Genomic DNA, 23,802 nt, shown 5'->3' on the forward strand with positions numbered 1-23,802 from the left:
ACCCGGGGCTGCCCGCGGCCCCCGAGCTGGCCGAGCGGTTCGCCCGGGCCGCGGACGCCCCGCCGCAGCCGACCGGCGGCGACGCCGCCGTGCGCGCCGCGGCCTGCGGTTACTGGGAGCGGCGCGGGCTGGCCAGCGAACCGGACCGGGTGCTGCTCGCGCCCGGCCCGGCACCGCTGCTGCTCGCCCTGCTGGCGGCGGTCGGCGGCGACCTGGTGGTGCCCAGCCCGGCGGCGGCCTGGTACGCCGCCCAGGCGCGGGTGCTCGGCCGCCGCGTCCATCCGGTGGCGACCCCGGCCGAGTGCGGCGGCGTACCGGACCCGGTGGCGCTGCTGGAGACCCTGCGCCGGGCCCGGGAGGGCGGAGCGCGGCCGCGGCTGCTGGTGGTCTCCGTCGCCGACGACCCCACCGGCACCGTCGCCCCGCCCGAACTGCTGCACGAGGTGTGCGAGGCGGCGGTGGCCGCGGGGGTGCTGGTGGCCTGCGACGAGACTTACCGCGACACCCTGCACGACCCGCACGCCGTGCTGCTCAGCCCGGCCGAGTCGTTCCACGGGCAGGTCGTGGTGCTCACCGATCTGGCGGGCGCGCTGCTGCCGCCCGCCTGGCCCGCGGCCGTCGCCCGCTTCCCGGCCGAGGAGCCCGCGGGCGGCCTGCTCGGGCCGGTACGCGATCTGCTCGACGCCCAGCGGGCGGTACCGGCCGCCCCCGTCGCCCACGCCGCCGCGCTCGCCCTCGCCGAGCCCGCCGCGCTACGGGAGCGCACCGCCGCCGCGGTACGTCTGCACGCCGCCGTGGCCGCCGCGGCGCACCGCGCCGTCGCCCGGCTGGGCGCGCTCTGCCTGCCGCCGCAGGCCGGACACCAGCTCTACCCCGACTTTCGCCCGCTGCTCCCGGCCCTCGCCGAGCACGGTGTCACCGGCCCGGACGCGCTGGCCGAGCGGCTGCCGGGAGCCGTCCCGGGACCCTGGTTCGGCGACGACCCGGCCGCGCTGCGGGTACGGATCACCACCTCGGTGCTGTACGGGGACACGCCCGCGGAACGGGAGGCCGCGCTGCACGCCGCCGAGCCGCTGCGGGTGCCGCGGGTCGCCGAGGCGTTGGCGGCGCTCGCCACCGCCTTCCGGGAACTGACCGCCGTCTGAACCACCGTCCCTCGGCACCGCGCCCATGGCGCCGACCGCCCGCGATTGGAGCGTTGATGACCGATCAGACCGACCAGGGCGAACGGCCTGATCAGGCCGAGCGGACCGGCTCCGGCCCGGCGACGCGGGAGGCGGTACGGGATGCGGAGCGAGACGGGGTGCGGGAGGCGGCGCACACCACCGTCGTGCCCGGCACCGCCGGGGGCCCGCGGCCGATCGGTGAGCGGCGGGTGTGGCCGCGGTCCTTCGCCGCCCGGATGACCGAACCGCTCCCCGGCTTCCTGGAGATGCTCAGGGCCAGCCGCCAGGGTGGATTGCGCCCGCGCCGCGAGCACCTCGCCGACCTGCCACGGCTTCCCGTCCGGCCCGCCAGGCTGCCCGAGGTGGACGCCCGCACGCTCGCCATCAGCTGGGCGGGGCACGCCAGTTGGGTGGTGCGGGTCGGCGGCCTGACCGTGCTGACCGACCCGGTGTGGTCGCGCCGGATCCTCGGCACCCCGCCCCGGGTCACCCCGGTCGGCGTGCCCTGGGCCAACCTGCCGCCGGTGGACGCGGTGGTCATCAGCCACAACCACTACGACCACCTGGACGCCCCCACCCTCAAGCGGCTGCCGCGCCACACCGCGCTGTTCGTCCCGGCCGGGCTCGCCCGCTGGTGCCGCCGCCGCGGTTTCACCCGGGTCACCGAACTGGACTGGTGGGAGTCGGCGGAACTCGATGGGGTGCGCTTCGAGTTCGTGCCCGCGCACCACTGGAGCAAGCGCACCCTGACCGACACCTGCCGTTCGCTGTGGGGCGGCTGGGTGCTCAGCGACCCGGTGGGGCAGCGGCTGTACTTCGCCGGGGACACCGGATACGGACACTGGTTCCGCGAGATCGGCCGCCGTCATCCCGGGATCGACATCGCCCTGCTGCCGATCGGCGCCTATGCGCCCCGACCGCTGCTGCGTCCGGTGCACACCGATCCGGAGGAGGCGGTCCAGGCCTGCCTCGACGTGGGCGCGCGGGTGATGGCCCCGATGCACTGGGCGACGTTCCTGCTGTCGGCCGAGCCGCCGCTGGAGCCGCTGATCCGCTGCCGGGCGGCGTGGGCGGCCAGCGGGCGACCCCGAAAGGACCTGTGGGATCTGCCGATCGGCGGTTCCCGGGTGCTGACCGGGCTCTGATCGTGGATGCTGTTGGCGAGACCGCGGACGGTGTGTGAGGCCGTCGCGGCAGCGCACGAAGGGCCATGACCGATGGCGACAGGCACAGTGAAGTGGTTCAACGCCGAGAAGGGCTTCGGCTTCATCACACAGGACGAGGGCGGCCCGGACGTCTTCGTCCACTACTCGGCCATCCAGGCCAGCGGCTACCGCTCCCTGGAGGAGGGCCAGCGGGTGGAGTACGAGGCCAGCCAGGGGCAGAAGGGACCGCAGGCGGACAGCGTGAGGCCCATCTAGCGCCGGCCGGGACGTGCCGGACAGGTGAAATCCCGTCGAATTCCGGGTTTCCGGGCTCGACGCGGGTGGGTATCGGGCTGTCCGGCTCCCTACGATGAGCGGCGGCACCACTGCTCCTCGCACTGGTGTCCATGCCGTTGACGTCCCGTGCCTGCTGGAGCCGCTGAGTGATCCGCCCCCGAATACCGCGCGGTCGGCGTGGGCTACTTGCCTCCGGCGGTGCGCTGGTGGCGGTCGCCGTGGCGGTCGCGGTGCTGGTGAGCGCGGTGGGCGGCACCGGACGGACCGCGGTGCGGCGCAGCGCGACGTACCCGGACGGGCTGCCGCACACCCGGGTGACGGTGTCCGCGGGCGGCTGCGGGCAGGGCTGGACCAGCGGGCGCGCCGGTGACCAGGTCTTCGACGTCCACAACGCCTCCAGTGGTCCGGCCGAGGTCGACCTGGTCGACCCCGGCACCGGAGCCGTCTACGGCGAGGTCGAGGGCCTCGCCCCGGACACCACGCGCCCGCTCCAGGTCACCCTCGGCGGCGGCTCGTACGCCTTCAAGTGCCTGCCGGACGACGCCGACGCCCTCACCGGCCCCACCGTCCGCATCGCCGGTCCCGCGCAGGCCGGACCTGCCGCGGTGCCGGTCACCCAGCACGACCTGATTCCGCCCACCATCGCCTACCAGCAGTGGATCGGCGGCCAGATGGGCCAACTGGCCGACAAGGTCGGTGCGTTGAGGGACGCGATCGACAGCGGTGACTTCGACGCCGCGCGCGCCGCCTGGCTGCCCGCGCACCTGGTGTACGAGCGGATGGGCGCCGCGTACGGCACCTTCGGCGACGCCGACAAGGCGATCAACGGCACCACCGCCGGGCTGCCCCAGGGCACCTCGGATCCGCGCTTCACCGGCTTCCACCGCATCGAGTACGGCCTGTGGCACGGCCAGAGCGGCGACCAACTGCGCGGCCCCGCCGACCAGTTGGCCAAGGACGTGGACCAACTGCGGTCCACCTGGCCGCAGGCCCGGATGGACCCCGCGCAACTGGGGCTGCGGGCGCACGAGATCCTGGAGAACACCGAGCAGTTCGAGCTGACCGGCCGTACCGACTACGGCAGCGGCAGCAACCTGGCCACCGCCCGGGCCAACCTCGACGGCACCACCACCGCGCTCGGCTATCTGCGACCGCTGCTGACCACCGCCCGCCTACCGCAACTACCGCGGGTGGACGCCGCGTTGGACCGGGTGCGGCACACCCTCGACGGCTTCGGCAGCGATGGCCACTGGAGCGCGCTGAACGCCCTGAGCCGCGCCCAGCGCGAGCAGGTCAACGCCGACGTGGGCGCCGCGGTGGAGCAACTCGCCGCGGTCGCCGCGGTGTGCGATGTACGGAGGACGTCATGACCGGGCTGGACCGCCGCTTCTTCCTGCGCGGCGCCGCCGCCGCGTCGGTCACCGGCGCCGCCGCCACCGGTCTGGTGCGGGCCGACGCCGCGCAGGCCGCGCCGCTCGACGCGCCGTCCGCCGTCCCGTTCCACGGCGCCCACCAGGCGGGCATCACCACCCCGCCGCAACGCCAGTGCGTCATGGCCGCGTTGGACGTGACCGCGGCCAACCGCGGCGAACTGGCCGATCTGCTGCGCACCATCACCGACCGGGCCCGTTTCCTGACCGCGGGCGGCACCCCGCCGTCCCTCGGCATCACCGAGCCACCGGCCGACTCCGGCACCCTCGGCCCGCGACTGCCCGCCGACCGGCTGACCGTGACCGTGGGCGTGGGGGCCTCGCTGTTCGACGGCCGGTTCGGTCTCGCCGCCCGCAAGCCGCGCAGGCTGCGGGCGATGGACACCTTCCCGGACGACGACCTCGACCCGGCCTGGTGCCACGGGGACTTGAGCCTGCACCTGTGCGCGGACTCCACCGACTCCGTGCTGCACGCACTGCGCGACATCGCCCGGCACACCCGCGGCGGGGCGCAGGTGCGCTGGCGCATCGACGGCTTCGTCAGCGCACCGCGCCCTTCCGGCACCCCGCGCAACCACATGGGGTTCAAGGACGGCACCGCCAACCCCGACACCTCCGACCCCAGGGAGATGAACCGCCTGGTGTGGATCCCGGCCAGCGGCTCGGACGAACCGGCGTGGACCGCGGGCGGCAGCTACCAGGTGGTGCGGCTGATCCGGATGCTGGTGGAGTTCTGGGACCGGGTCTCGATCAGCGAGCAGGAGCGGATGTTCGGCCGCCGCCGGGACAGCGGCGCACCGCTGGACGGCAACGTCGAGAGCGACGTCCCGCAGTACCCCCAGGACCCCAAGGGCGATGTGATCCCGCTGGACAGCCACATCCGGCTGGCCAACCCCCGGACCCCGGCCACCGACGACCAGCGGATACTGCGCCGCGGGTACAACTACGACAAGGGCATGGACTCCAACGGCAACCTCGATATGGGGTTGGTCTTCCTGTGCTACCAGCAGGATCTGGACCGCCAGTTCGCCGCGGTGCAAAAGCGGCTGGCGGGTGAGCCGTTGGTGGACTACATCTCACCGTTCGGTGGCGGCTACTTCTTCGCCCTGCCCGGTGTACGCGGCGGCGACGACTGGCTCGGGCGCGCCCTCTTGACGTGAACTGTTCACTTCGATGTCATCGCAGTTCCGCCGTACCGACCCGACCAGCCACCAGCATCACCGGTCGGAACGCGGCATCACCGCAGCTTACGGAGGACATGGCATGACCGTCTCAGTGACACCGCCCGGTACCCGGCGCCGGGCGGCACGGTGGGGAGCGCTGGCCGCAACCGCCGTGCTGGCGGCGGCGAGCGGCGCCGCACCGGCGATCGCCGCGCCCGACCACGGTGGACCGGTGCGCACCGCCACGCCGGTCAAGCACCTCGTCGTGATCTTCGACGAGAACATCTCCTTCGACCACTACTTCGCCACCTATCCCAAGGCGGCGAACACCGACGGCACGAAGTTCACCGCGTCCCCGAAGACCCCGAAGGACACCAACAACCTCGCCAACGCCGGGCTGTTGACGAAGAACCCCAACCAGTACGCCCCGCAGCGGCTGAGCCCGTCGCAGGCGATGACCTGCGACCAGAACCACGACTACAGCCCCGAGCAGTACGCGTACGACGGCGGCAAGTCCGACCAGTTCGTGCAGAACACCGACTCCGGCAAGTGCTCGGGCAACCTGTTCGGCGAGCCGGGTCTGGCGATGGACTACTACGACGGCAACACCGTCACCGCGCTGTGGAACTACGCGCAGCACTACACGCTCAACGACAAGTCGTTCGGCTCCGCCTACGGCCCGTCCACCCCGGGCGCGCTGGAGCTGGTCTCCGGGCAGACGCACGGCGTGATCTCGGTTGACCCGGCATCCGGTACCGAGCACCCCAAGCAGACCAAGACGCCCGACCCGTACACGGTCCAGTCGCCCAACGCCAAGGGCGTCGGCACCGTGATCAACGACCCGGACCCGGCCTTCGACGACTGTGCCAACAAGGACCACACGGCCAAGGACGCGCTGGCCGAGATGACCGGCCCCAACATCGGTGACCGGCTGAACGCCAAGGGCGTCAGCTGGGGCTGGTTCCAGGGCGGCTTCCGGCCGAGCACCGCGTGGAACGGCAAGCAGGGCTCGTACGCCCAGTGCAAGGGCACCACGCACACCAACCTCGGCGGCGCGGCGGTGGAGGACTACAGCCCGCACCACAACCCGTTCGAGTACTACCGGTCCACCTCGAACCCGCACCACCTCGCGCCCGCGTCGATCAACGAGATCGGGCGCAATGGACGCGCCAACCACAACTACGACCTCAGCGACTTCGACGCCGTGGTCAAGGCGGGCAAGCTGCCCTCGGTCAGCTTCCTGAAGGCGGCGGCGTACCAGGACGGGCACGCCGGTTACTCTGACCCGCTCGACGAGCAGCACTTCCTGGTCAAGGAGATCAACGAGATCCAGAAGTCGCCGCAGTGGCGCGACACCGCGGTCGTGCTCGCCTACGACGACTCCGACGGCTGGTACGACCACGTCTTCGCGCCGCCGCTGAACGGCTCGAAGGACTCCGCCAAGGGCTCCAACGGCAAGGGCGTCGACAGCCCGGCCTGCCAGGCCGGTCCCGCGCCGGCCGGCGGCTACGCGGACCGCTGCGGCCCGGGCGCCCGGCAGCCGCTGCTGCTGATCTCCCCGTTCAGCAAGGTCAACGACGTCGACCACACCCAGACCGAGCAGACCTCGATCACCAAGTTCATCGAGGACAACTGGGGCACCAAGCGCATCGGTGACAGCTCCTTCGACCAGCGGGCCACCTCGATCGGGGCGCTGTTCGACTTCAAGCACCCCAACAACCAGCAGGTACTGCTGAATTCGGACGGTACCGTCGCCTCGGTGAAGCCGATCCCGCCGTCCCACGGCGGTTCCGACACCTCCGACGACTCCGGTAACGCGCCCAGCACGGACAACTTCGCCCAGGCGCAGCTGGCTCAGACCGGTGCCTCGTTCCCGGCGCTGCCCGTCACCCTGGCCTCCGGCCTGGTGATCGCCGCTGGTGGGGCCGTCGCCTACGCGGTGCGCAAGCGCCGTAGCGCCGCCTGATCCCGCTCTCCGGTAAGGGGCGCACGGCTCGGATTCCGGGCCGTGCGCCCCTCGGCGTTTCTCCTGCCCAGCGAGGCGTGGACCGCAACATTTACCGTGCGCGGCGTCACTGCCCGGAACAACCGCCATCGATTTGGTGACGGATGCGGGCTGGTCCACCATGGGGGCGCTCCGAACCAGGAGACCAACCCTTCCGTCGTGTCACCGCGGGACCGGTGCGACCGCACCGGTCCCGCGGTGTGCGCTGCGGCGGCAGGACCAGAGAGGCGCGAACCACCATGCACGACACCGCGAGCGAGACCAGAGCCCCGGCGGCCGAACAGGCCGGGAACGGGACCCAGCACGCGCGGCGCTTCGGGCTGCCCACCGCCACCGCGCTGGTGATGGGCAACATCATCGGCGGCGGGATCTTCTTGCTGCCGTCCTCCGTCGCCCCCTTCGGCACGCTCAGCCTGCTCGCCTTCGTGGTGCTCACGGTCGGCGCGATCACCCTCGCGCTGGTCTTCGGCCGCCTCGCCCAGCGCAACCCGCGCACCGGCGGACCGTACGTCTACGCCCGTGAGGCGTTCGGCGACTTCGCCGGGTTCCTGTCCGCCTGGTCGTACTGGGTGATGACCTGGGTGAGCAACGCGGCGCTGGCGGTCGCCGCGGTGGGCTACATCGACGTGATCTTCCCCGGTCACCTCTCCAAGTGGACCCACCTGGCGGTGGCGCTGGCCGCGCTGTGGCTGCCCGCGCTGGCGAACCTCGCGGGCACCCGCTGGGTCGGTGCGGTGCAGATCGTCTCGACGGTGCTGAAGTTCCTGCCGCTGCTGTTCGTCGCGGTCGTCGGACTGTTCTTCTTCGACCCGCACAACCTCGGCCCGTTCGACCCGAGCGGCGGCAATGTGCTCGGCGGCCTGTCCGCCGCGGCCGCGCTGCTGCTGTACTCCTACGTGGGCGTGGAGTCCGCCGCGATGAGTGGGGGGGAGGTGCGCGACCCCGAGCGCAACGTCGGCCGGGCCAGCGTGCTGGGCACCATCGGCGCCGCCCTGGTCTACCTGCTCGGCACCGTCTCGGTGTTCGGCACCGTGCCGCACCGCGACCTGGTGAAGTCCTCCGCCCCGTTCTCCGACGCGGTCAACAACATGTTCGGCGGCCAGTGGGGCGGCACGCTGATCGCGGTCTCCGCGGTGATCTCCATCATCGGCGCGCTCAACGGCTGGACGCTGATGAGCGCCCAGGCCCCCTTCGCCGCGGCCCAGGACGGGCTGTTCCCGGCCGCGTTCACCAGGAAGCAGCGCGGAGTGCCGACCTTCGGCGTGCTCGTCGGCGTGGTGCTGGCCTCGCTGCTGACGATCGTCAACTACACCACCGGCGCCACCGGCGTGTTCAACATCCTGGTCCTGATCACCACGTTCTCGGCCACCGTGCCCTATCTGCTGGCCGCCGCCGCCCAGTTGTACTGGCTGGTGTCCGGCCGCGGCCACCAGGTGCGGGCGGGCCGCTTCGCGCGCGACTTGGCTCTGGCGCTGGGCGCGTTCGGCTTCTCCATGTGGCTGGTGGCCGGTGCCGGATACGCGGCGGTGTACCAGGGCACGCTGTTCCTGTTCGCCGGTGTGCTGGTCTACGTGTTTATGAAGGGCCGCCGCGTCAGCGCCGAGCAGGCGTGAACCCCGCGGTCACGCACGGCAGATGATCTCGCCGTGCAGGATGCTCAGCCAGCCGTCGGGGTCGGCGGCCCACGCCCGCCAGGCGTCCGAGATGCGGCGCAGGTCGTCCTCGGTGGCGTGGCCGTCGCGCCGGGCCTGGTCGGCCATGGCCGAGTGCAGGATGCGGTCGGCCCACATCCCGCCCCAGTGCGCCCGGTCGGCGTCGTCGGCGTGGCACCAGGTGCTGGTGCTCGGGGTGATGTCGGTGAAACCGGCCGCCCGCGCCCAGGCCAGCATCCGCCGCCCGGCGTCGGGCTCACCGCCGTTGGCCCGGGCGCACCGCTGGTAGAGGTCCATCCACTCGTCCAGGGCGGGCAGTTGGGGGTACCAGACGAAGCCGCGGTAGTCGGAGTCCCGGGCCGCCACGATGCCGCCGGGTTTGCACACCCGGCGCATCTCGCGCAGCGCCTGGACCGGGTCGGCCACGTGCTGGAGCACCTGGTGGGCGTGGACCACGTCGAAGGTGTCGTCGGCGAAGTCCAGCGCGTGCACATCGGCGGTGCGGAACTCGACGTTGTCCAGGCCGCGTTCGGCGGCCACCCGGGCGGCTGACTCCAGCACGTCCTGCGCCGCGTCGACGGCGGTCACCCGGCCGGGGGCGACCAGTTCGGCCAGGTCCGCGGTGATCGTGCCCGGGCCGCAGCCCACGTCCAACAGGCGGGTTCCCGGACGCAGTTGGCCGATCAGATAGGCCGCCGAGTTCCGCGCCGTGCGCCAGCGGTGCGAGCGCAGTACCGATTCGTGATGTCCGGGGGTGTACGTGGCCATGCGGGTCATTCCCTTCGTCCTGCCCGGCGCGGTGGGCCGTTGGGTCACGGTCGGCTGGCGCCGCCGGGCCATGCCGTCATGGTTGCTCACCGCCGCGGCGGGCTCGTTTCGGTGGCAAGGCCGCCGATCCCCGCCGCGGGGCGATGGCAGGACTCTAGGACTGGTCTCGGAATCTGGGAATCGCGTTTCGAATGGTGGACGTCAGTCCGTGGTCGGCCGGTACTCGTAGACTCCGGTGGCGACCTTGCAGATGCCCGGCGAGATGACCTCGACCCGCAGCAGCCGGGTGTTCGGGTCGTAGTCGATGCCCTCGGTCTCGAAGCTGCCGGTGCAGATGCTGCGTTGCGGCAGTTGGAAGAGGGTCGTCACATGGCCGGTGGTCCGGGTGCCGTCCAGTGGACGCGGCAGGTCGACCTGGAACAGGTCCTTGGCCGGGTCGTCGGAGCTGCACAGCAGCCGGGTGGGGGAGACGAAGTCGCACCCCTGGATGTCGTTGACGGTCCGGTCCAAAGTGATCTGACCGGCCTGCGGCAGGTTGCCACCGGTGGGCGGGGTCGCGGGGTTGAGCAGCGGGGCGGGGAACACCTGGAGGCGGTTCTCGTCGCCCCACTCCCCGGAGACCAGCCACTGGGCGTCGGGGGAGACCGCGGCGAAGGAGTTGTTGAGCATCTCGCCCGGGTCGAGCGGGTGGGTGTACTCGTAGCGCTGACCGCTCGGCGTGGTGACGGCGAACATCTTGGACGTCGCGTTGGAGCCGCCCTGGTAGGCGTCGAAGATGTCGCCGCGGGCGATGTCCGGGTCGCCGACGTGGTTCCAGCCCTGTATCCGCAGCGCCAGCGGTATGGAGCCGAGGCCGCGGTAGAGCACGGAGCCGTCGGCGCGGGTGGCCAGGCCCTCGCCACCGGTCAGCGAGTTGACGGTGCCGCTACCGGTCTCCACCCAGCCGCCCGGTGCGGCGGGTGCGGCGGCTGCGGCGCTGGCGTCGGCGGTGCCCGCGGTGGTCAGCGCTGCGGCGGCGAGCAGTAGGGCGGCGGCGCGAGCGCGCAGGCCGCGATGGTGGCGAGTGGTCAACGTTCCCCCTGGCGACGGCACCCCGGGCTGGTCAGAGGCACCCGGGGTTGACGGGTCATTGTCAATTCAACGGGTGAGGGTACGTCCGTCGTCATGACATGGCCATGCCTGTTGGGGCAATTCGGGTTGAACTCGGCGCATCGAAATCCATGCCGGGCGGAAGCGGAACCCGGATCGCGCCTCATGCGTCACATCCACATGAACCGACGACTTCTCGCCCTGGCCGCCGCGGCGGCCGTCGCCGCGACCGCCGCCCTGACCGGCTGCGGCAGCAAAACCGTCTCCCCGGCCGCCGCCCCGCCCTCCGCCAGCACGAGCGGCTCACACGCCCCGAGCGCGGCCCCCGGCGGCGCCGCCCAGCCGAAGGACCAGCCGATCAGCAAGCCGGTCACCGTCGCGTCCGACGGCCGTACGCTGCACACCGAAGCGGTGCGCGGCGGCTGCGAGACGGTCGCGCTGAAGGCAAGCGAAGCGGCCTCGCAGGTCACCTTGACCGTGCAGGTGACAAAGCACCAGAAGCTCGGTCAGATGTGTCCGGACATCGCCCAACTCACCCAGGTCAGCACCACGTTGAAGGCCCCGTTGGACAGCCGCAAGCTGGTGGACGGCGCCAACGGGAAGCAACTTCCGGCGGCGAAGCGGCAGTAGCGCTCGCGCTGGCGTTTGGGCGTTTTCGCCCGCCCGCCCCCCGTTTGCCCTGGGCCTTTGGGTGCCGTTGCGTACTGCGCTGCGGCCCGGTGGGGTTTCAAGAACCAGAGACGTGAGGGGCCGGGGCCGGAGGGGTGGGGGTCCTGGACGCCGGGGTTCCCCATGCCGAAGGCCAGGGGCGTATTTGTGGGCCGAACTACCGGGCGACCGAAGGCAGGGGTGGAGCGGCCCGTAAATATACGGTCCAGGACCCCCACCCCGCAGGCCCAGGCCCCGCCCCAACGGTGCCGTACCCCAAAACGCCAGCGCGAGCGAACGCTCAGATCATGTCGAAGGTGTCCGGGTCGGGACCCAGCCGGGTCCCGCTGTCCAGCGCGCTGAGGGCGGCAAGGTCCTCGCCGTCCAGCTCGAACCCGAACACGTCGATGTTCTCCGTGATGCGGGACGGGGTCACCGACTTGGGGATCACCACGTTGCCGAGCTGCAGGTGCCAGCGCAGCACGATCTGCGCGGGGGTCCTGCCGTGCTTCCGGGCGATCTCCCCGATCGTCGGATCGTCCAGCAGCCCCTTGCCCTGGCCCAGCGGGGACCAGGCCTCGGTGGCGATGCCGTGCTCCGCGTGGAAGGCGCGCAACTCGGCCTGCTGGAGGTTGGGGTGCAGCTCGATCTGGTTCACCGCGGGGACGATGTCCGTCTCGTCCAGCAGGCGCCGCAGGTGCGCGGGCTGGAAGTTGCACACGCCGATGGCCCGCACCAGGCCCTCGGCGTAGAGCTTCTCCAACGCCCGCCAGGTGTCCACGTACAGGTCACGGGACGGCACCGGCCAGTGGATCAGGTACAGGTCGATCTGCTCCAGGCCCAGCTTCGACAGGGAGGTGTCGAAGGCGCGCAGTGTGCCGTCGTAGCCGTGGTGGTTGTTCCACACCTTCGTGGTGACGAAGATGTCCTCCCGCGGGATGCCGGAGCCGCTGATCGCCCGGCCGACGCCGCCTTCGTTGCCGTACGCGGCCGCGGTGTCGATGCTGCGGTACCCGGCCTCCAGGGCGGTGCGCACCGCGTCCGCGGCCTGCGCGTCCGGCACCTGCCAGACGCCGTAGCCGAGTTGCGGCATCGTGACGCCGTTGTTCAGGGTGATGGCGGGGACTGTGCTCACGAGCAGTCGTTTCCTTCGCTCCGGCTTCGCTGTCTGCCCGTTCCAACGATCAGGCGCCCGCCGCACATTCCCCGCCGTTCGGGTGGTAGCGCCGGTGGAGCCGCTGCTCATCCCCGGTAGAGCGCCTCGATCTCCGCCGAGTAGGCCTTCTCGATCGCCTTCCGCTTCAGCTTCAGCGAGGGGGTGAGCAGCCCCTTCTCCTCACTGAACTGCGCCGCGAGGATGCGGAAGGTACGGATGGACTCGGCCTGCGAGACGAGGGTGTTGGCGGCCACCACCGCCCGCCGGATCTCGGTCTCCAGGTCCGGGTCGCGGACCAACTCGGCTGGCGGCAGCGGAGGTTTGCCGCGCATCGTCAGCCAGTGGTCGACACCGTCCGGGTCGAGCGTGACCAGCGCGGCGACGAACGGCCGGTCGTTGCCCACCACCACGCACTGGGCGACCAGCGGATGCGCCCGCACCCGCTCCTCCAGCAGCACCGGTGAGACGCTCTTGCCGCCGCTGGTGACCAGGATCTCCTTCTTGCGTCCGGTGATGGTCAGATAGCCGTCCTCGTCCAGCGCGCCCAGGTCCCCGGTGGCCAGCCAGCCGTCGTGCAGCACCTCGTCGGTCGCCTTGGGGTTGTTCAGGTACCCGGCGAAGACCTGGCCGCCGCGCAGCCACACCTCCCCGTCGTCAGCGATGTGCACCGTCGTGCCCGGCACCGGCTGGCCCACGGTGCCGTAGCGGGTGCGCTCCGGCGGGTTGGCGGTCGCCGCGGCGCAGCACTCGGTCAGCCCGTACCCCTCGTAGATCGTCACGCCCGCACCGGCGAAGAACAGTCCGAGCCGACGCTCCATCGCCGAGCCGCCGGACATCCCGTGCCGCATCCGGCCGCCGAGCGCCGCCCGCACCTTGGTATAGACCAGTTTCTCGTATAGCTGGTGCTGCATCCGCAGCGCGGCGCTGGGGCCCGGGCCGGTGCCGAACGCCTTGTTCTCCAGCGCCTCGGCGTAGCGCACCGCCACCTCGACGGCCTTGTCGAACGGGCCGAGCTTGCCGCCCGCCTCCGCCTTGCGGCGGGCCGCGTGGAAGACCTTCTCGAAGACGTACGGCACCGCGAGGACGAAGGTCGGCCGGAAGGCGGCCAGGTCGGGGATCAAGTCCTTGGCCGCCAGGCTCGGTTGGTGGCCCAGCCGTACCCGGGCGCGGATCGCGGCGACCTCCACCATCCGGCCGAAGACGTGCGCCAGCGGCAGGAACAGCAGGGTGCCCGCCTCGTCGCCGGGCTTGGAGTGGAAGACCGGCTCCCAGCGGGCCACCACGTTGTCGGCCTCCGCCATGAAGTTGGCGTGGGTGAGCACACAGCCCTTGGGGCGGCCGGTGGTGCCGGAGGTGTAGATGACGGTGGCCACCGCGTCGGGCGTCACCGCGAACCGGTGCCGACCGACCACCTCGTCGTCGAGGTGCGCGCCCGCGGCGGTCAACTCCGCGACCGCACCGGCGTCCAGTTGCCACAGCCGGGTGAGCTGCGGCAGCCGGTCGACCACCGCGCCGATCGTCATCGCGTGGTCCTCGTGCTCCATCACGCAGGCCACCGCGCCGGAGTCATGCAGCATCCAGTAGACCTGGTCCGACGACGAGGTGGGGTAGACCGGCACCGGCTGGGCGCCGATGGACCACAACGCGAAGTCGAACAGCGTCCACTCGTAGCGGGTACGGGACATGATCCCCACCCGGTCGCCGAACCGGATCCCGGCCGCGAGCAGTCCCTTGGCCAGTGCCAGCACCTCGTCGCGGAAGTGCGCCGCGGTCACGTCCCGCCACTCGCCGTCGGTCTTGCGCCCGAGCACCACCTGGTCGGGCGCCTGCGCGGCGTTGTTGTACACGGCGTCGGCGAGCCCTCCGGCCTGGGGCGCCGTCGCCAGTGGCGGGACACTGAACTCGCGCAATTCTGCTCCTCGGGAGCGCCCCGCGCGGCGCTTCGACGATGGTGCTGTCGCCCGGGAGGGGAACGGTCCCAAGCGGACCCGTGGGGCAAGGATGCCGGGCGGGCCCGTAAGCTACCTGATCCCGTCGCGGCAGGGGAGAGACCTGCGAATACGGAGAATCCTGACTTGTCGGCCGACTGATCGTCCGTATGGTCGGCTTATGCCGGAAAGTTCGGGAACTTCCGTGCGGTTTCCGCGCTGTGGCGGGCCGTGGATCTGCACCGAATCTCTCCGGCATCTTTCCGGGGCACTCACCTGTGCCGTGCGCCTGCCGACGCCGGGCTACCCCGCGTCGGCCCGCACCGGCTCCGCCTCCGCCTGCGCCGACTGCCGTGCGGTCGGCACCGGCGCGGCGGGGGCCCGGACCACCAGCAGCACCAGCACGCCCGCGGCGATCCCCACGGCGCCCGCGGCCAGCGCGGCGGCGTCCAGCCCCGAGGTGAAGGCGGCGCGCAGCGTGTGCGGGCTGGCCACCCGGGCGGCCAGCAGGTGCTGCGCGGCGCCCCCGGCGAGTGCCTGCGCGGTGCCGTGCGGATCGGCGGCGGCTCCGGTCAGGGCGTGGGTCATCCGGGAGGCGGCGAGGGTGCCGAAGAGGGCCACCCCGAGCGCGTAGCCGAGCTGCCGGAAGGTGTTGACCGCGCCGCCCGCCATACCGGCGCGGTGGGGCGGTACCGAGGCCAGCGCCGCCTGGGACAGCGCCGGGGTGGCCACCCCCACACCGACGCCCGCCACGACCAGGCCCGGCGCCAGGGACGGCCAGTTGGAGCCCGCGCCCAGCACGGCCTGCGCCAGCGACCCGGCGCCGATCAGCAGCATGCCGACGCCCACCGTCAGCCGGGCGGAGACACCGTGCAGCAGCCGTCCGCCCACCGCCGCCGTGACGAACGACGCCGCGGCCAGCGGCACCAGCACCAGGCCGCCGCCCAGCGGGCTGAAGCCCAGCACCGTCTGCAGCCATATCGAGGTGTACGGCAGCACACCGAACGCCGCCGCGCTGATCGCGAACGCCGCCGCCATCACACCGCTGAACGACGCACCGCGGAACAGCCGCGGATCCAGCATCGGATCCGCCGCCCGCAACTCGACGAACCAGAACACCAGCAGCGCCACCGCCGCAGCCCCCAGGGTGCCCAGCGTGGCCGCCGACCCCCAGCCCACCGAGTCGGCGCGCACCACCGCGTAGACACCGGTACCGGCGAACACCGTCCACGACAGCGTGCCGAACACGTCCACTCGCTGCCCCGCGCGGCCCCGCGACTCACCGACCACCCGCAGCGTCAGCGCCACCGCCGCCACGCTCACCGGCAGGTTGACGTAGAAGATCCACCGCCAGTCCAGGTTCTGCGTCAGCAGGCCGCCCAGCACCGGGCCGAGCGCCGCCGCGGCGCCGGAGACCGCGCCCCACACGCCGAACGCCACCCCCCGGTCCCGGCCCTGGTACTCCGCGCCGAGCAGCGAGAGCGTCGTGGCGAACATCGCCGCACCGCCGACGCCCTGCACACCGCGCATCGCCACCAGCACGTCCGCGCTGGAGCTGAGCCCGCAGGCCAGCGACGCCACGGCGAAGACCACCGTCCCGGCGACGTACACCCGTCTGCGGCCCAGCACGTCCGCCGCCGAGCCCACGCCCAGCAGCAGCGCGGCCAGCGCCAGGGCATAGGCGTCGATCACCCACTGCAGGCTGGCCAGCGAGGCGTGCAGCGCCCCCGCCATGTCGGGCAGCGCCACCGTCACGATCGTCACATCGAGCAGCAGCATGAACGTGCCCAGGCAGACCGCGATCAGCGGTGCCCACTTGCGCATGGAAAACCCCTCGTGTCGTCCTTCGTTGCGGTACGTACGATGAGCAAAGGCGTTGATACATGCCAGGCAGGGCGGCCGTGGCGACGGAAACCGACATTCAGGGGAGGCTGAGCGGTGGATTCCCTCGCCGTCGACGAGCTGGACCTCCAGTTGCTGCACGCGCTGCAACTGGATGGCCGGGCTCCGTTCAGCAAGATCGCGGGCGTGCTCGGGGTGTCCGACCAGACCGTCGCCCGTCGTTACGCCAGGCTGCGCACCAGCGGCGGTCTGCGGATCATCGGCGTCACCGACGAGGCGCGGGTGGGCCGCACCCGCTGGATGCTGCGGTTGAGCTGCACCCCGGACGCCGCAGAGCCGCTCGCCACCGCGCTCGCGCGGCGCCCCGACACCTCGTGGATCGGGTTGACGTCGGGAGGCACCGAGGTGCTGTGCGTGGTGGACATGCGCGGCCGCGACGAACGCGACGCGCTGCTGCTGGAGAAGCTGCAGCGCACCCCGCGGATCACGGCCATCAGCGCGCACTGCCTGCTGCACACCTTCTACGGCGTCGGCGGCTGGTTCGCGAAGTCGGCGGTCCTGACGCCCGAGCAGGTGGCCGCGCTCAGCCCGCCGCCGGTGGAGCCGGGCGACGAACCGGTGGTCCTCGACCCCACCGACGAACTGCTGATCGCCGCCCTCGGGCGCGACGGCCGGATGCCCTTCACCGAGCTGCAGAAGGTGACGAAGCTGTCGGAGTCGGCTGTGCGGCGCCGCCTCGAACAACTCCGGCGCACCGGTGCGGTGTTCATCGACGTCGAGTACGACAGCGGCCTGACCGGCCAGGCGACCCAGGCCACGCTCTGGCTGACGGTGACGCCGTCCGCGCTCGCCGAGGTCGGTGCCGCGCTCGCCGAGCACCGGGAGATCGTCTTCGCCGGGGCGACATCCGGTCCGTCGAACATCGTCGCGGTCGCCGTCTGCCGGGACACCACCGGGCTGTACCGGTATCTGAGCGAGCGGATCGGCGCCCTCGGCGGAGTGCAGCACGTCGAGACCGCGCCCATCCTGCGCCAGGTCAAGCGGCTCAGCTACGAAGGGCCGCGCTGAGGTCACATCGGCCGGTGCAACCGGTCGCCCGCCGCCAGCACCGCCCGGGACAGCGCCATGGCGGGCTCCTGTGCCGCCGTGGCGCGCCGCCCGTGCAGCAGCACGAAGTCCACCCCGCCCAGCTCCGGCAGCCCGCAGGACCGTGCGGGCAGCGCGCGCAGCCCCGGCGGGACCAGCCCCTGGGCGTGCGGTACCACCCCGAGCCCGGCCAGCGCCGCCGCGCGCACCCCGCTGAGGCTGCCGCTGGTGCAGGCGATGTGCCAGGAGCGGCCCGCCCGCTCCAGAACTTCCAGAGCGCGGGCCCTGGTGATGCTCGGCGGCGGGTAGAGGATCAGTGGAACGGGGCGGTCCGCGTCGATCCGCAGCCGTTCGCCGCCGATCCACACCAGCCGGTCCCGCCACACCAGCCGTCCGTGCGTCTCGCCCGCGGCCCGCTTGCCCAGCACCAAGTCCAGCCGCCCTTCGGCCAGTTGCTGGTGCAGGGTGCCGGACAGCTCGACGGTCAGCTCCAGATCGACCTCGGGGTGGTCATGGCGGAACCGCTCAAGGATCTCCGGCAGCCGGGTCAGCACGAAGTCCTCCGAGGCACCGAACCGCAGCCGCCCGCGCAGCCGGGTGCCCGCGAAGAAGCCCGCGGCCCGCTCGTTGGCCTCCAGGATCGTGCGGGCGAAACCCAGCATCGCCTCGCCGTCCTCGGTCAGCTCCACGCCGTGGGTGTCGCGCAGAAACAGCTGCCGCCCGGCGGTCTCCTCCAGCTTGCGCACGTGCTGGCTGACCGTGGACTGCCGCAGCCCCAGCCGGTGCGCGGCCTGGGTGAAGCTCAGGGTCTGCGCCACCGCGAGGAAGGTCCGCAGCTGGGTGGGGTCGAACACATCCCCGATAGTAGGCCGTTATCGCGGATTGTGATGATTATCAGCGCGGTGAACGGGGTTCACAATGAGCCGGATGGGGAGCAGGCTGACCAAGGTCACCGCCCCCGTCCCCACGAAGGCGTGCACTCACCCGTCCCACCCGACTGAGAGAAGACATGCGCCGCGTCACGATGCCGTCCTGGCCGTCCTGGATGCCGATCGAACCGTTCATCGCGGCACTGGTCGCCACCGTTGGACTGGCGGCGCTGCTCCCCGCCAAGGGCGCCGCGGCGCCGGTCGCCGACGGGGCGTCCAGCTTCGCGGTCGCGCTGCTGTTCTTCCTGTACGGCGCCCGGCTCTCCAGCCGCGAGGCGCTGGCGGGGCTGAGCCACTGGCGGCTGCACCTGACCGTGGTGCTCAGCACCTTCGTACTGTTCCCGCTGCTGGGCCTGGCGGCCCGCGGCCTGGTGCCGTACGTGCTGACCCCGCAGCTGTACACCGGGTTGGTCTACCTGTGCGTCCTGCCGTCGACCATCCAGTCCTCGATAGCGTTCACCTCGATCGCGCGCGGCAACGTCTCGGCGGCCATCTGCGCCGGGACGTACTCCGCGCTGCTCGGCATGGTCGTCACCCCGGTGCTGGCCGGGCTGCTGCTGCACTCCAGCGGCGCCGGGTTCTCCGCGCAGGGTCCGGCCGACATCGCGCTGCAACTGCTGGCGCCGTTCCTGGCGGGGCAGTTGCTGCGGCGCTGGATCGGGGGCTTCGTCATCCGGCACAAGAAGGTGCTGGGACTGGTGGACCGCGGCTCGATCCTCTGCGTCGTCTACACGGCGTTCAGCGCGGGCATGGTGCACGGCATCTGGCACCAGGTGACGGCGGCACGGCTGCTGGCGCTGCTCGGGGTGGAGGCGGTGCTGCTCGGCCTGGTGCTCTGCCTCACCTCGGTGGCCGCCCGCAGGCTCGGCTTCCCGCGCGGCGACCGCGTCGCCATCGTCTTCTGCGGCTCCAAGAAGAGCCTGGCGAACGGGCTGCCGATGGCCAGCGTGCTGTTCGGCGCGCAGTCGGGCCTGATGATCCTGCCGCTGATGCTGTTCCACCAGATGCAACTCATGGTTTGCGCGGTGATCGCCAAGCGGTGGTCCCATGACTCAACTGACGCGGACGGTGGCCGGGAAGGTAGCCTGCCATCGGAACGGTCGTCGCCAGACGCCCAGGCCCGCCCTGTCCACGCTTGAGGAGTACCTGTGATCCGCGACCTGTTCACGCCCACTCATCTGCTGATCGTCGCCGTGGTGGCGATGGTGCTGTTCGGCGCCAAGCGGCTGCCGGACACCGCCCGGCAACTCGGCAAGTCGATGCGCATCCTGAAGGCGGAGACCAAGGCGCTCAAGGACGAGACCCCGCCGGGCGAGCAGCGCACCGTGGCGGGCGAGGTGCTCGACGGCGCGAACACCCCGGCGGCCGAGCGGCAGTCCGCCGAGGCCCGCTGAGGCCCACTCAGTCCGCGGCCTGAGACCCGCTCAGGCCCCCGCCGCCGTCGCTTCGAGCAGCAGGCGGTGCTCGCCCGCGTAGACGTTCATCGACGTGCCGCGCAGGAAGCCGACCAGTGTCATCCCGGTCCGCGCGGCAAGGTCCACGGCGAGCGAGGACGGTGCCGACACCGCCGCCAGCACCGGGATCCCGGCCATCGCCGCCTTCTGCGCCAGCTCGAAGGAGGCGCGCCCGGAGACCAGCAGCACACTCCCGGACAGGGGGAGCAGGCCCTGCTGGAGGGCGCGTCCCACGAGCTTGTCGACCGCGTTGTGCCGCCCCACGTCCTCCCGTACGTCCAGCAGCTCCCCGTCCGGGGTGAACAGCGCGGCGGCGTGCAGGCCGCCGGTGCGGTCGAAGACCCGCTGCGCGGCCCGCAGCCGGTCCGGGAGCACCGCCAGCACCTGCGGGTCGAGCCTGACCTCGGGCGAGTCGGCCAGCGGCCAGCGGGCCGTCGTCTGTACCGCGTCCAGGCTCGCCTTCCCGCACAGGCCGCACGACGACGTGGTGTAGACGTTGCGCTCCAGCGTGATGTCCGGCACCGCGACGCCCGGGGCGAGCGTGACGTCCACCACGTTGTAGGTGTTCGAACCGTCGTCCGTCGCGCCCGCGCAGTAGACGATCGACGCCAGCTCCTCCGCCGCGCCGAGCACCCCCTCGCTCACCAGGAACCCGGCGGCCAGCGCGAAGTCGTCACCGGGGGTGCGCATGGTGATCGCCAGCGGCTTGCCGTTCAGCCGGATCTCCAGCGGCTCCTCGGCGACCAGCGTGTCCGAGCGATGGCCGACGGCCCCGTCCCTGACCCGTAGCACGCGGCGGCGCTCGGTTACCCGTCCCATGGCGATCAGACCCGCTTCCCAAAGCTCGTACTGCTCGAAGTGTTCGACTCCATGATCTGATGTTGACACTTCCGACCAGGGTCGCGCCTCGCGCTGTTTCGCGCGCCCGTTCGTTCCGGTACACCTTGAGGCCCCGTTCTCACGGCCATTCGCCGTCGCGGGCCCTGCCGTTGGCCGTTGGCCAAGATCTCCCGACTACCGAGCGGAGACCGACATGGCACCAACCCTCACCCTCAAGCCCGGAACCGCCTGGCAGGACGCCTGGCGGCGGTGTCTCGACGCCGCCCCCGAGGCGTTCACCGACGACCGGGTACGCAACCTGTGGAACGGCCGCTGGCACGCCGACGGGCGACTGCTGCCGTGCCAGTCGCCGGTCGACGGCAGCCCGATAGCGGGCCTGCCACGGCTTGATCCGGCCGATGCGCACCAGGCCGTGCGCGCCTCGCTGGACCAGCACCGCCGCTGGCGCGCGGTTCCGCTGCCCGAGCGCAAGGCACGGGTGGCCGCGGCCCTCGACGCCCTCACCGCCCACCGGGAGCTGCTGTCGCTGCTGCTGGTGTGGGAGATCGGCAAGCCCTGGCGGCTCGCCCAGGCCGACGTGGACCGCGCCGTCGACGGGGTGCGCTGGTACGTCGAGGAGATCGACCGCATGATGGCGGGGCGGACACCGCTCGCCGGGCCGGTGAGCAACATCGCGAGCTGGAACTACCCGATGAGCGTGCTGGTGCACGCCATGCTGGTACAGGTCCTGGCGGGCAACGCGGTGATCGCCAAGACCCCGACCGACGGCGGCCTGGCCTGCCTCACGCTGGCCAGCGCGCTGGCGGCGCGCGAGGGGCTGCCGGTCACCTTGGTCAGCGGCTCCGGCGGGGAGCTGTCCGAGGCACTGGTACGGGCGCCTGAGATCGGCTGCGTCTCCTTCGTCGGCGGTCGGGACGCGGGCGGCCGGGTCGCCTCCGACGTGGCCGACCTCGGCAAACGGCACATCCTGGAACAGGAGGGGCTCAACTGCTGGGGGGTGTGGGAGTTCAGCGACTGGGACACGCTCTCCGGCCAGATCCGCAGGACCTTCGACTACGCCAAGCAGCGCTGCACCGCCTATCCGCGGTTCGTGGTGCAACGGCGGCTGTTCGACCGCTTCCTCGCCGCCTACCTTCCGGCGGTCCGCTCGGTGGTCTTCGGCCACCCGCTCGCGGTGGAGTCACCGGACGACCCGCTGCCCGAACTGGACTTCGGCCCGGTGATCAACGCGGCCAAGGCCAAGGAACTGGCCGAGCTGGTGGACGACGCGATCGACCGCGGCGCCGTACCGCTGCACCGCGGCACTCTCGCCGACGGCCGCTTCCTGCCCGGCCAGGACACCTCCGGGTACATGCCACCGGTGACCCTGCTCGCCCCGCCGCGATCGTCGCCGCTGCACCACGCGGAGCCGTTCGGCCCGGTCGACACCATCGTGCTGGTGGACACCGAGGCCGAGCTGCTGGCCGCGATGAACGCCAGCAACGGCGCGCTGGTCGCCAGCCTGTCCTGCGACGACGAACGGACCGCGGCACGGCTGGCCCCGCAGATCCGGGCGTTCAAGGTGGGCCTGGGCAGGCCGCGGTCCCGGGGCGACCGCGCCGAGCTCTTCGGCGGCTTCGGCGCGTCCTGGCGCGGCGCCTTCGTCGGCGGCGACCTGCTGGTCCGGGCCGTCACCGACGGCCCGGACGGCGAGCGGCTCCCGGGCAACTTCCCGGACTACCACCTGATGCCGTGAACCCGGCGGCGGGGGGCCGCCGCGGCGGCCCCCCGCCAGCCCGGATACGCAGGTGAAACACACTCCGAATCCTTGGTATCGTTATCCCTGTCGCCGCGGGAAACCGCGGACACCCAGTCCGGGTGGCGGAATGGCAGACGCGCTAGCTTGAGGTGCTAGTGCCCTTTATCGGGCGTGGGGGTTCAAGTCCCCCCTCGGACACCGCTTGGAAGGCCCCTCATCAGGGGCTTTCTTCATTTCCGGGCAGTGGCGTGACCAACCAGGTGACCGACGACCCAGCGATCCTGCCCTCAGCCGGGGCTCTGGCGGCTCCAGGCGCCGGTGGCGTGGTCCCGCAGGCACCGGACGGCGGTGAGGCCAGCGCGCGGTCCGCCGAGTCGGCTGGCGGTGTGGCAGCCGGGGAGGGACGCCGGGCGTGACAAAAGTCTGGCACCGGGTTCAGTCACCTATGCGGTTGCACTCGAACTCCGTCAGCTCCCTGCTGCCCTCCCACGGCCGGTCATAGACCTTCGCTGTGCACAGCTCTTGCGGCCCTCCTGGGATGACGGAGCATTCTTCCTCTGGAGTGCCGCTGTTCTTCAGACAGTTAGTGCGTGCCCACACGAACTCGGTGCGGTAGACGATCCCGGCAACGACTTGGGACTGGAATTCCACCCGGCGGGTCACCGTGTTGACATAGGCGCTGTTGCTCATTTCGTTGAGTTGGGTCGCCGCCCAGTGCGTAACCTCCTGCGCCGTCGGGCTGTTGGGGTCCGCTGTGGTCCATCCGCCGGGTACGGGGTCGGCCTGGGCTTGCGCCATGCCGACGGTGGCGACGAGCACTGCCCCGCACACGGCGGCCAGGGCAGCGCGGCCCTTGAAGAACTTCGTGTTCACGGTACCTCCGGGTTCGGTGTCGGTCAGACGAGACCGGCCAGCTTCCAGGTATCGCTCCGGTAGCAGCTGTGATGCGGCAATTGGAAGCGACGGCTCGATCATGCCGCGGAGTCAGGCTCAGGAAAGGGGGAGGGAACGTATTGGCCGGAAAGGGAACGAGTCCGAACCAGGATCACGCCATATGCGCGCGGCCCTGTTAAGTCGCAGCTCCACCCATTCGCCGGACGGTGTGCGGTACGGAACAGGCCTGGGGGGACACATCTTCGACGCCAGCGTCAACGCCGCAGACCGCATCCAAGCGGCCGGTCAGCACCGCAACCGCAAAGACCTAAAAGGAACTATGTGGGATCGTCGACACCGCCCGTCGCTTACCGGCCGGTGACCGCAGTTAGGGGGCGCAATGTCTACCGGACTGAAGAAACCATGAAGCTGCTTTCGGCCCCGCATGTGGCGCGCCCTGTTGCCGGGAGCGGAGCGAAGGTAGAACAGCCGGTGCTTAGATTCGTGGTGAGTCGGACGTTGACTGAACCCGGGGCGGGATACGTGGAGTTGGATTGCTGCTGGACCCGACGCGCGACGTGCAGCGGACCACT

Annotated in this window: 20 protein-coding genes and 1 tRNA gene; 13 read left to right on the forward strand and 8 right to left on the reverse strand. The window is 71.7% G+C overall.

Going from position 1 to position 23,802, the window contains the following annotated elements:
- From NON19_RS18175 to NON19_RS18205, 7 genes are all read left to right on the forward strand, one after another.
- Positions 1-1,145: aminotransferase class I/II-fold pyridoxal phosphate-dependent enzyme (locus tag NON19_RS18175; RefSeq protein ID WP_255929367.1), on the forward strand; the 1,145-nt coding region annotated here is incomplete at its 5' end.
- Between the two features lie 56 nt (positions 1,146-1,201).
- Complete coding sequence (locus NON19_RS18180) at positions 1,202-2,311, forward strand: MBL fold metallo-hydrolase (RefSeq protein WP_255929369.1); 1,110 nt, start codon at positions 1,202-1,204, stop codon at positions 2,309-2,311.
- Between the two features lie 72 nt (positions 2,312-2,383).
- Positions 2,384-2,587 (forward strand): cold-shock protein, encoded by a 204-nt coding sequence (locus tag NON19_RS18185; RefSeq protein ID WP_255929371.1) that lies wholly within the window; start codon positions 2,384-2,386, stop codon positions 2,585-2,587.
- A 167-nt stretch (positions 2,588-2,754) separates the two neighbouring features.
- Entirely contained in the window at positions 2,755-3,978 is a 1,224-nt protein-coding gene (locus NON19_RS18190; protein ID WP_255929373.1) for an EfeM/EfeO family lipoprotein, read from the forward strand.
- Positions 3,975-5,198: an iron uptake transporter deferrochelatase/peroxidase subunit gene (gene efeB, locus NON19_RS18195; RefSeq protein WP_255929375.1), complete on the forward strand. Its 1,224-nt coding sequence runs from the start codon at positions 3,975-3,977 to the stop codon at positions 5,196-5,198. Before NON19_RS18190 ends, efeB begins: the two co-directional genes overlap by 4 nt.
- A gap of 103 nt (positions 5,199-5,301) precedes the next feature.
- Complete coding sequence (locus NON19_RS18200) at positions 5,302-7,167, forward strand: phospholipase C (protein ID WP_255929377.1); 1,866 nt, start codon at positions 5,302-5,304, stop codon at positions 7,165-7,167.
- 278 nt (positions 7,168-7,445) lie between these two features.
- Positions 7,446-8,819 carry an amino acid permease gene (locus NON19_RS18205; RefSeq protein WP_255929379.1) on the forward strand — a complete coding sequence of 458 codons (1,374 nt, stop codon included), beginning with the start codon at positions 7,446-7,448 and terminating at the stop codon, positions 8,817-8,819.
- A 9-nt stretch (positions 8,820-8,828) separates the two neighbouring features.
- Here the strand turns inward: NON19_RS18205 and NON19_RS18210 are convergent, their stop codons facing one another.
- Together NON19_RS18210 and NON19_RS18215 are read right to left on the reverse strand one after the other, a co-directional pair.
- The gene (locus NON19_RS18210) at positions 8,829-9,626 is read right to left on the reverse strand and encodes a methyltransferase domain-containing protein (RefSeq protein WP_372514179.1); all 798 of its coding nucleotides are present in this window, start codon (positions 9,624-9,626) and stop codon (positions 8,829-8,831) included.
- 201 nt (positions 9,627-9,827) lie between these two features.
- Entirely contained in the window at positions 9,828-10,697 is an 870-nt protein-coding gene (locus tag NON19_RS18215) for a hypothetical protein (protein WP_255929381.1), read from the reverse strand.
- A gap of 198 nt (positions 10,698-10,895) precedes the next feature.
- On the opposite strand from NON19_RS18215, the gene NON19_RS18220 reads away from it, so the two are divergent.
- The gene (locus NON19_RS18220) at positions 10,896-11,345 is read left to right on the forward strand and encodes a hypothetical protein (protein WP_255929383.1); all 450 of its coding nucleotides are present in this window, start codon (positions 10,896-10,898) and stop codon (positions 11,343-11,345) included.
- 319 nt (positions 11,346-11,664) lie between these two features.
- Here NON19_RS18220 and NON19_RS18225 read toward each other — a convergent pair whose 3' ends face one another.
- The 3 genes from NON19_RS18225 to NON19_RS18235 form a co-directional block, all read right to left on the reverse strand.
- Positions 11,665-12,498 carry an aldo/keto reductase gene (locus NON19_RS18225; RefSeq protein ID WP_308213705.1) on the reverse strand — a complete coding sequence of 278 codons (834 nt, stop codon included), beginning with the start codon at positions 12,496-12,498 and terminating at the stop codon, positions 11,665-11,667.
- Between the two features lie 107 nt (positions 12,499-12,605).
- Positions 12,606-14,429, reverse strand: coding sequence for an AMP-dependent synthetase/ligase (locus tag NON19_RS18230; RefSeq protein WP_255929385.1), 1,824 nt, complete (start codon positions 14,427-14,429; stop codon positions 12,606-12,608).
- 321 nt (positions 14,430-14,750) lie between these two features.
- Positions 14,751-16,271: an MFS transporter gene (locus NON19_RS18235; protein WP_255929387.1), complete on the reverse strand. Its 1,521-nt coding sequence runs from the start codon at positions 16,269-16,271 to the stop codon at positions 14,751-14,753.
- A 114-nt stretch (positions 16,272-16,385) separates the two neighbouring features.
- Between NON19_RS18235 and NON19_RS18240 the strand changes: the two genes are divergently transcribed.
- Positions 16,386-17,357 carry an Lrp/AsnC family transcriptional regulator gene (locus NON19_RS18240; protein ID WP_255929389.1) on the forward strand — a complete coding sequence of 324 codons (972 nt, stop codon included), beginning with the start codon at positions 16,386-16,388 and terminating at the stop codon, positions 17,355-17,357.
- 2 nt (positions 17,358-17,359) lie between these two features.
- Here the strand turns inward: NON19_RS18240 and NON19_RS18245 are convergent, their stop codons facing one another.
- Positions 17,360-18,229 (reverse strand): LysR substrate-binding domain-containing protein, encoded by an 870-nt coding sequence (locus NON19_RS18245; protein ID WP_255929391.1) that lies wholly within the window; start codon positions 18,227-18,229, stop codon positions 17,360-17,362.
- A gap of 155 nt (positions 18,230-18,384) precedes the next feature.
- Between NON19_RS18245 and NON19_RS18250 the strand changes: the two genes are divergently transcribed.
- Both NON19_RS18250 and tatA read left to right on the forward strand, forming a co-directional pair.
- Positions 18,385-19,443, forward strand: a complete 1,059-nt coding sequence (locus NON19_RS18250; protein WP_255929393.1) for a bile acid:sodium symporter family protein — start codon at positions 18,385-18,387, stop codon at positions 19,441-19,443.
- Between the two features lie 9 nt (positions 19,444-19,452).
- A complete protein-coding gene (gene tatA, locus NON19_RS18255; protein ID WP_255929395.1) occupies positions 19,453-19,698 on the forward strand; it encodes a Sec-independent protein translocase subunit TatA in 246 nt (81 codons plus the stop codon).
- 30 nt (positions 19,699-19,728) lie between these two features.
- On the opposite strand, the gene fdhD is transcribed toward tatA, so the two are convergent.
- Positions 19,729-20,577 (reverse strand): formate dehydrogenase accessory sulfurtransferase FdhD, encoded by an 849-nt coding sequence (gene fdhD, locus NON19_RS18260; protein ID WP_255929397.1) that lies wholly within the window; start codon positions 20,575-20,577, stop codon positions 19,729-19,731.
- 214 nt (positions 20,578-20,791) lie between these two features.
- On the opposite strand from fdhD, the gene NON19_RS18265 reads away from it, so the two are divergent.
- Positions 20,792-22,333, forward strand: a complete 1,542-nt coding sequence (locus NON19_RS18265) for an aldehyde dehydrogenase family protein (protein ID WP_255929399.1) — start codon at positions 20,792-20,794, stop codon at positions 22,331-22,333.
- A 116-nt stretch (positions 22,334-22,449) separates the two neighbouring features.
- Positions 22,450-22,534, forward strand: a tRNA-Leu gene (locus NON19_RS18270).
- Between the two features lie 237 nt (positions 22,535-22,771).
- On the opposite strand, the gene NON19_RS18275 is transcribed toward NON19_RS18270, so the two are convergent.
- Positions 22,772-23,209 (reverse strand): cystatin family protein, encoded by a 438-nt coding sequence (locus tag NON19_RS18275; protein WP_255929401.1) that lies wholly within the window; start codon positions 23,207-23,209, stop codon positions 22,772-22,774.
- Positions 23,210-23,802 lie beyond the last annotated feature (593 nt).

The organism is Streptantibioticus rubrisoli (assembly GCF_024436055.1).
In the GTDB taxonomy this organism is placed as follows: Bacteria; Actinomycetota; Actinomycetes; order Streptomycetales; family Streptomycetaceae; genus Streptantibioticus_A; species Streptantibioticus_A rubrisoli.

What these genes read in the sequence shown, in the direction of transcription:
- NON19_RS18210 (WP_372514179.1), bottom strand. Translation starts at nt 9,626, where the DNA reads ATGGCCACGTACACCCCCGGACATCACGAATCGGTACTGCGCTCGCAC.
- NON19_RS18185 (WP_255929371.1), top strand. Translation starts at nt 2,384, where the DNA reads ATGGCGACAGGCACAGTGAAGTGGTTCAACGCCGAGAAGGGCTTCGGC.
- NON19_RS18205 (WP_255929379.1), top strand. Translation starts at nt 7,446, where the DNA reads ATGCACGACACCGCGAGCGAGACCAGAGCCCCGGCGGCCGAACAGGCC.
- NON19_RS18180 (WP_255929369.1), top strand. Translation starts at nt 1,202, where the DNA reads ATGACCGATCAGACCGACCAGGGCGAACGGCCTGATCAGGCCGAGCGG.
- NON19_RS18235 (WP_255929387.1), bottom strand. Translation starts at nt 16,271, where the DNA reads ATGCGCAAGTGGGCACCGCTGATCGCGGTCTGCCTGGGCACGTTCATG.
- NON19_RS18200 (WP_255929377.1), top strand. Translation starts at nt 5,302, where the DNA reads ATGACCGTCTCAGTGACACCGCCCGGTACCCGGCGCCGGGCGGCACGG.
- NON19_RS18220 (WP_255929383.1), top strand. Translation starts at nt 10,896, where the DNA reads ATGAACCGACGACTTCTCGCCCTGGCCGCCGCGGCGGCCGTCGCCGCG.
- fdhD (WP_255929397.1), bottom strand. Translation starts at nt 20,577, where the DNA reads ATGGGACGGGTAACCGAGCGCCGCCGCGTGCTACGGGTCAGGGACGGG.
- efeB (WP_255929375.1), top strand. Translation starts at nt 3,975, where the DNA reads ATGACCGGGCTGGACCGCCGCTTCTTCCTGCGCGGCGCCGCCGCCGCG.
- NON19_RS18250 (WP_255929393.1), top strand. Translation starts at nt 18,385, where the DNA reads ATGCGCCGCGTCACGATGCCGTCCTGGCCGTCCTGGATGCCGATCGAA.
- NON19_RS18265 (WP_255929399.1), top strand. Translation starts at nt 20,792, where the DNA reads ATGGCACCAACCCTCACCCTCAAGCCCGGAACCGCCTGGCAGGACGCC.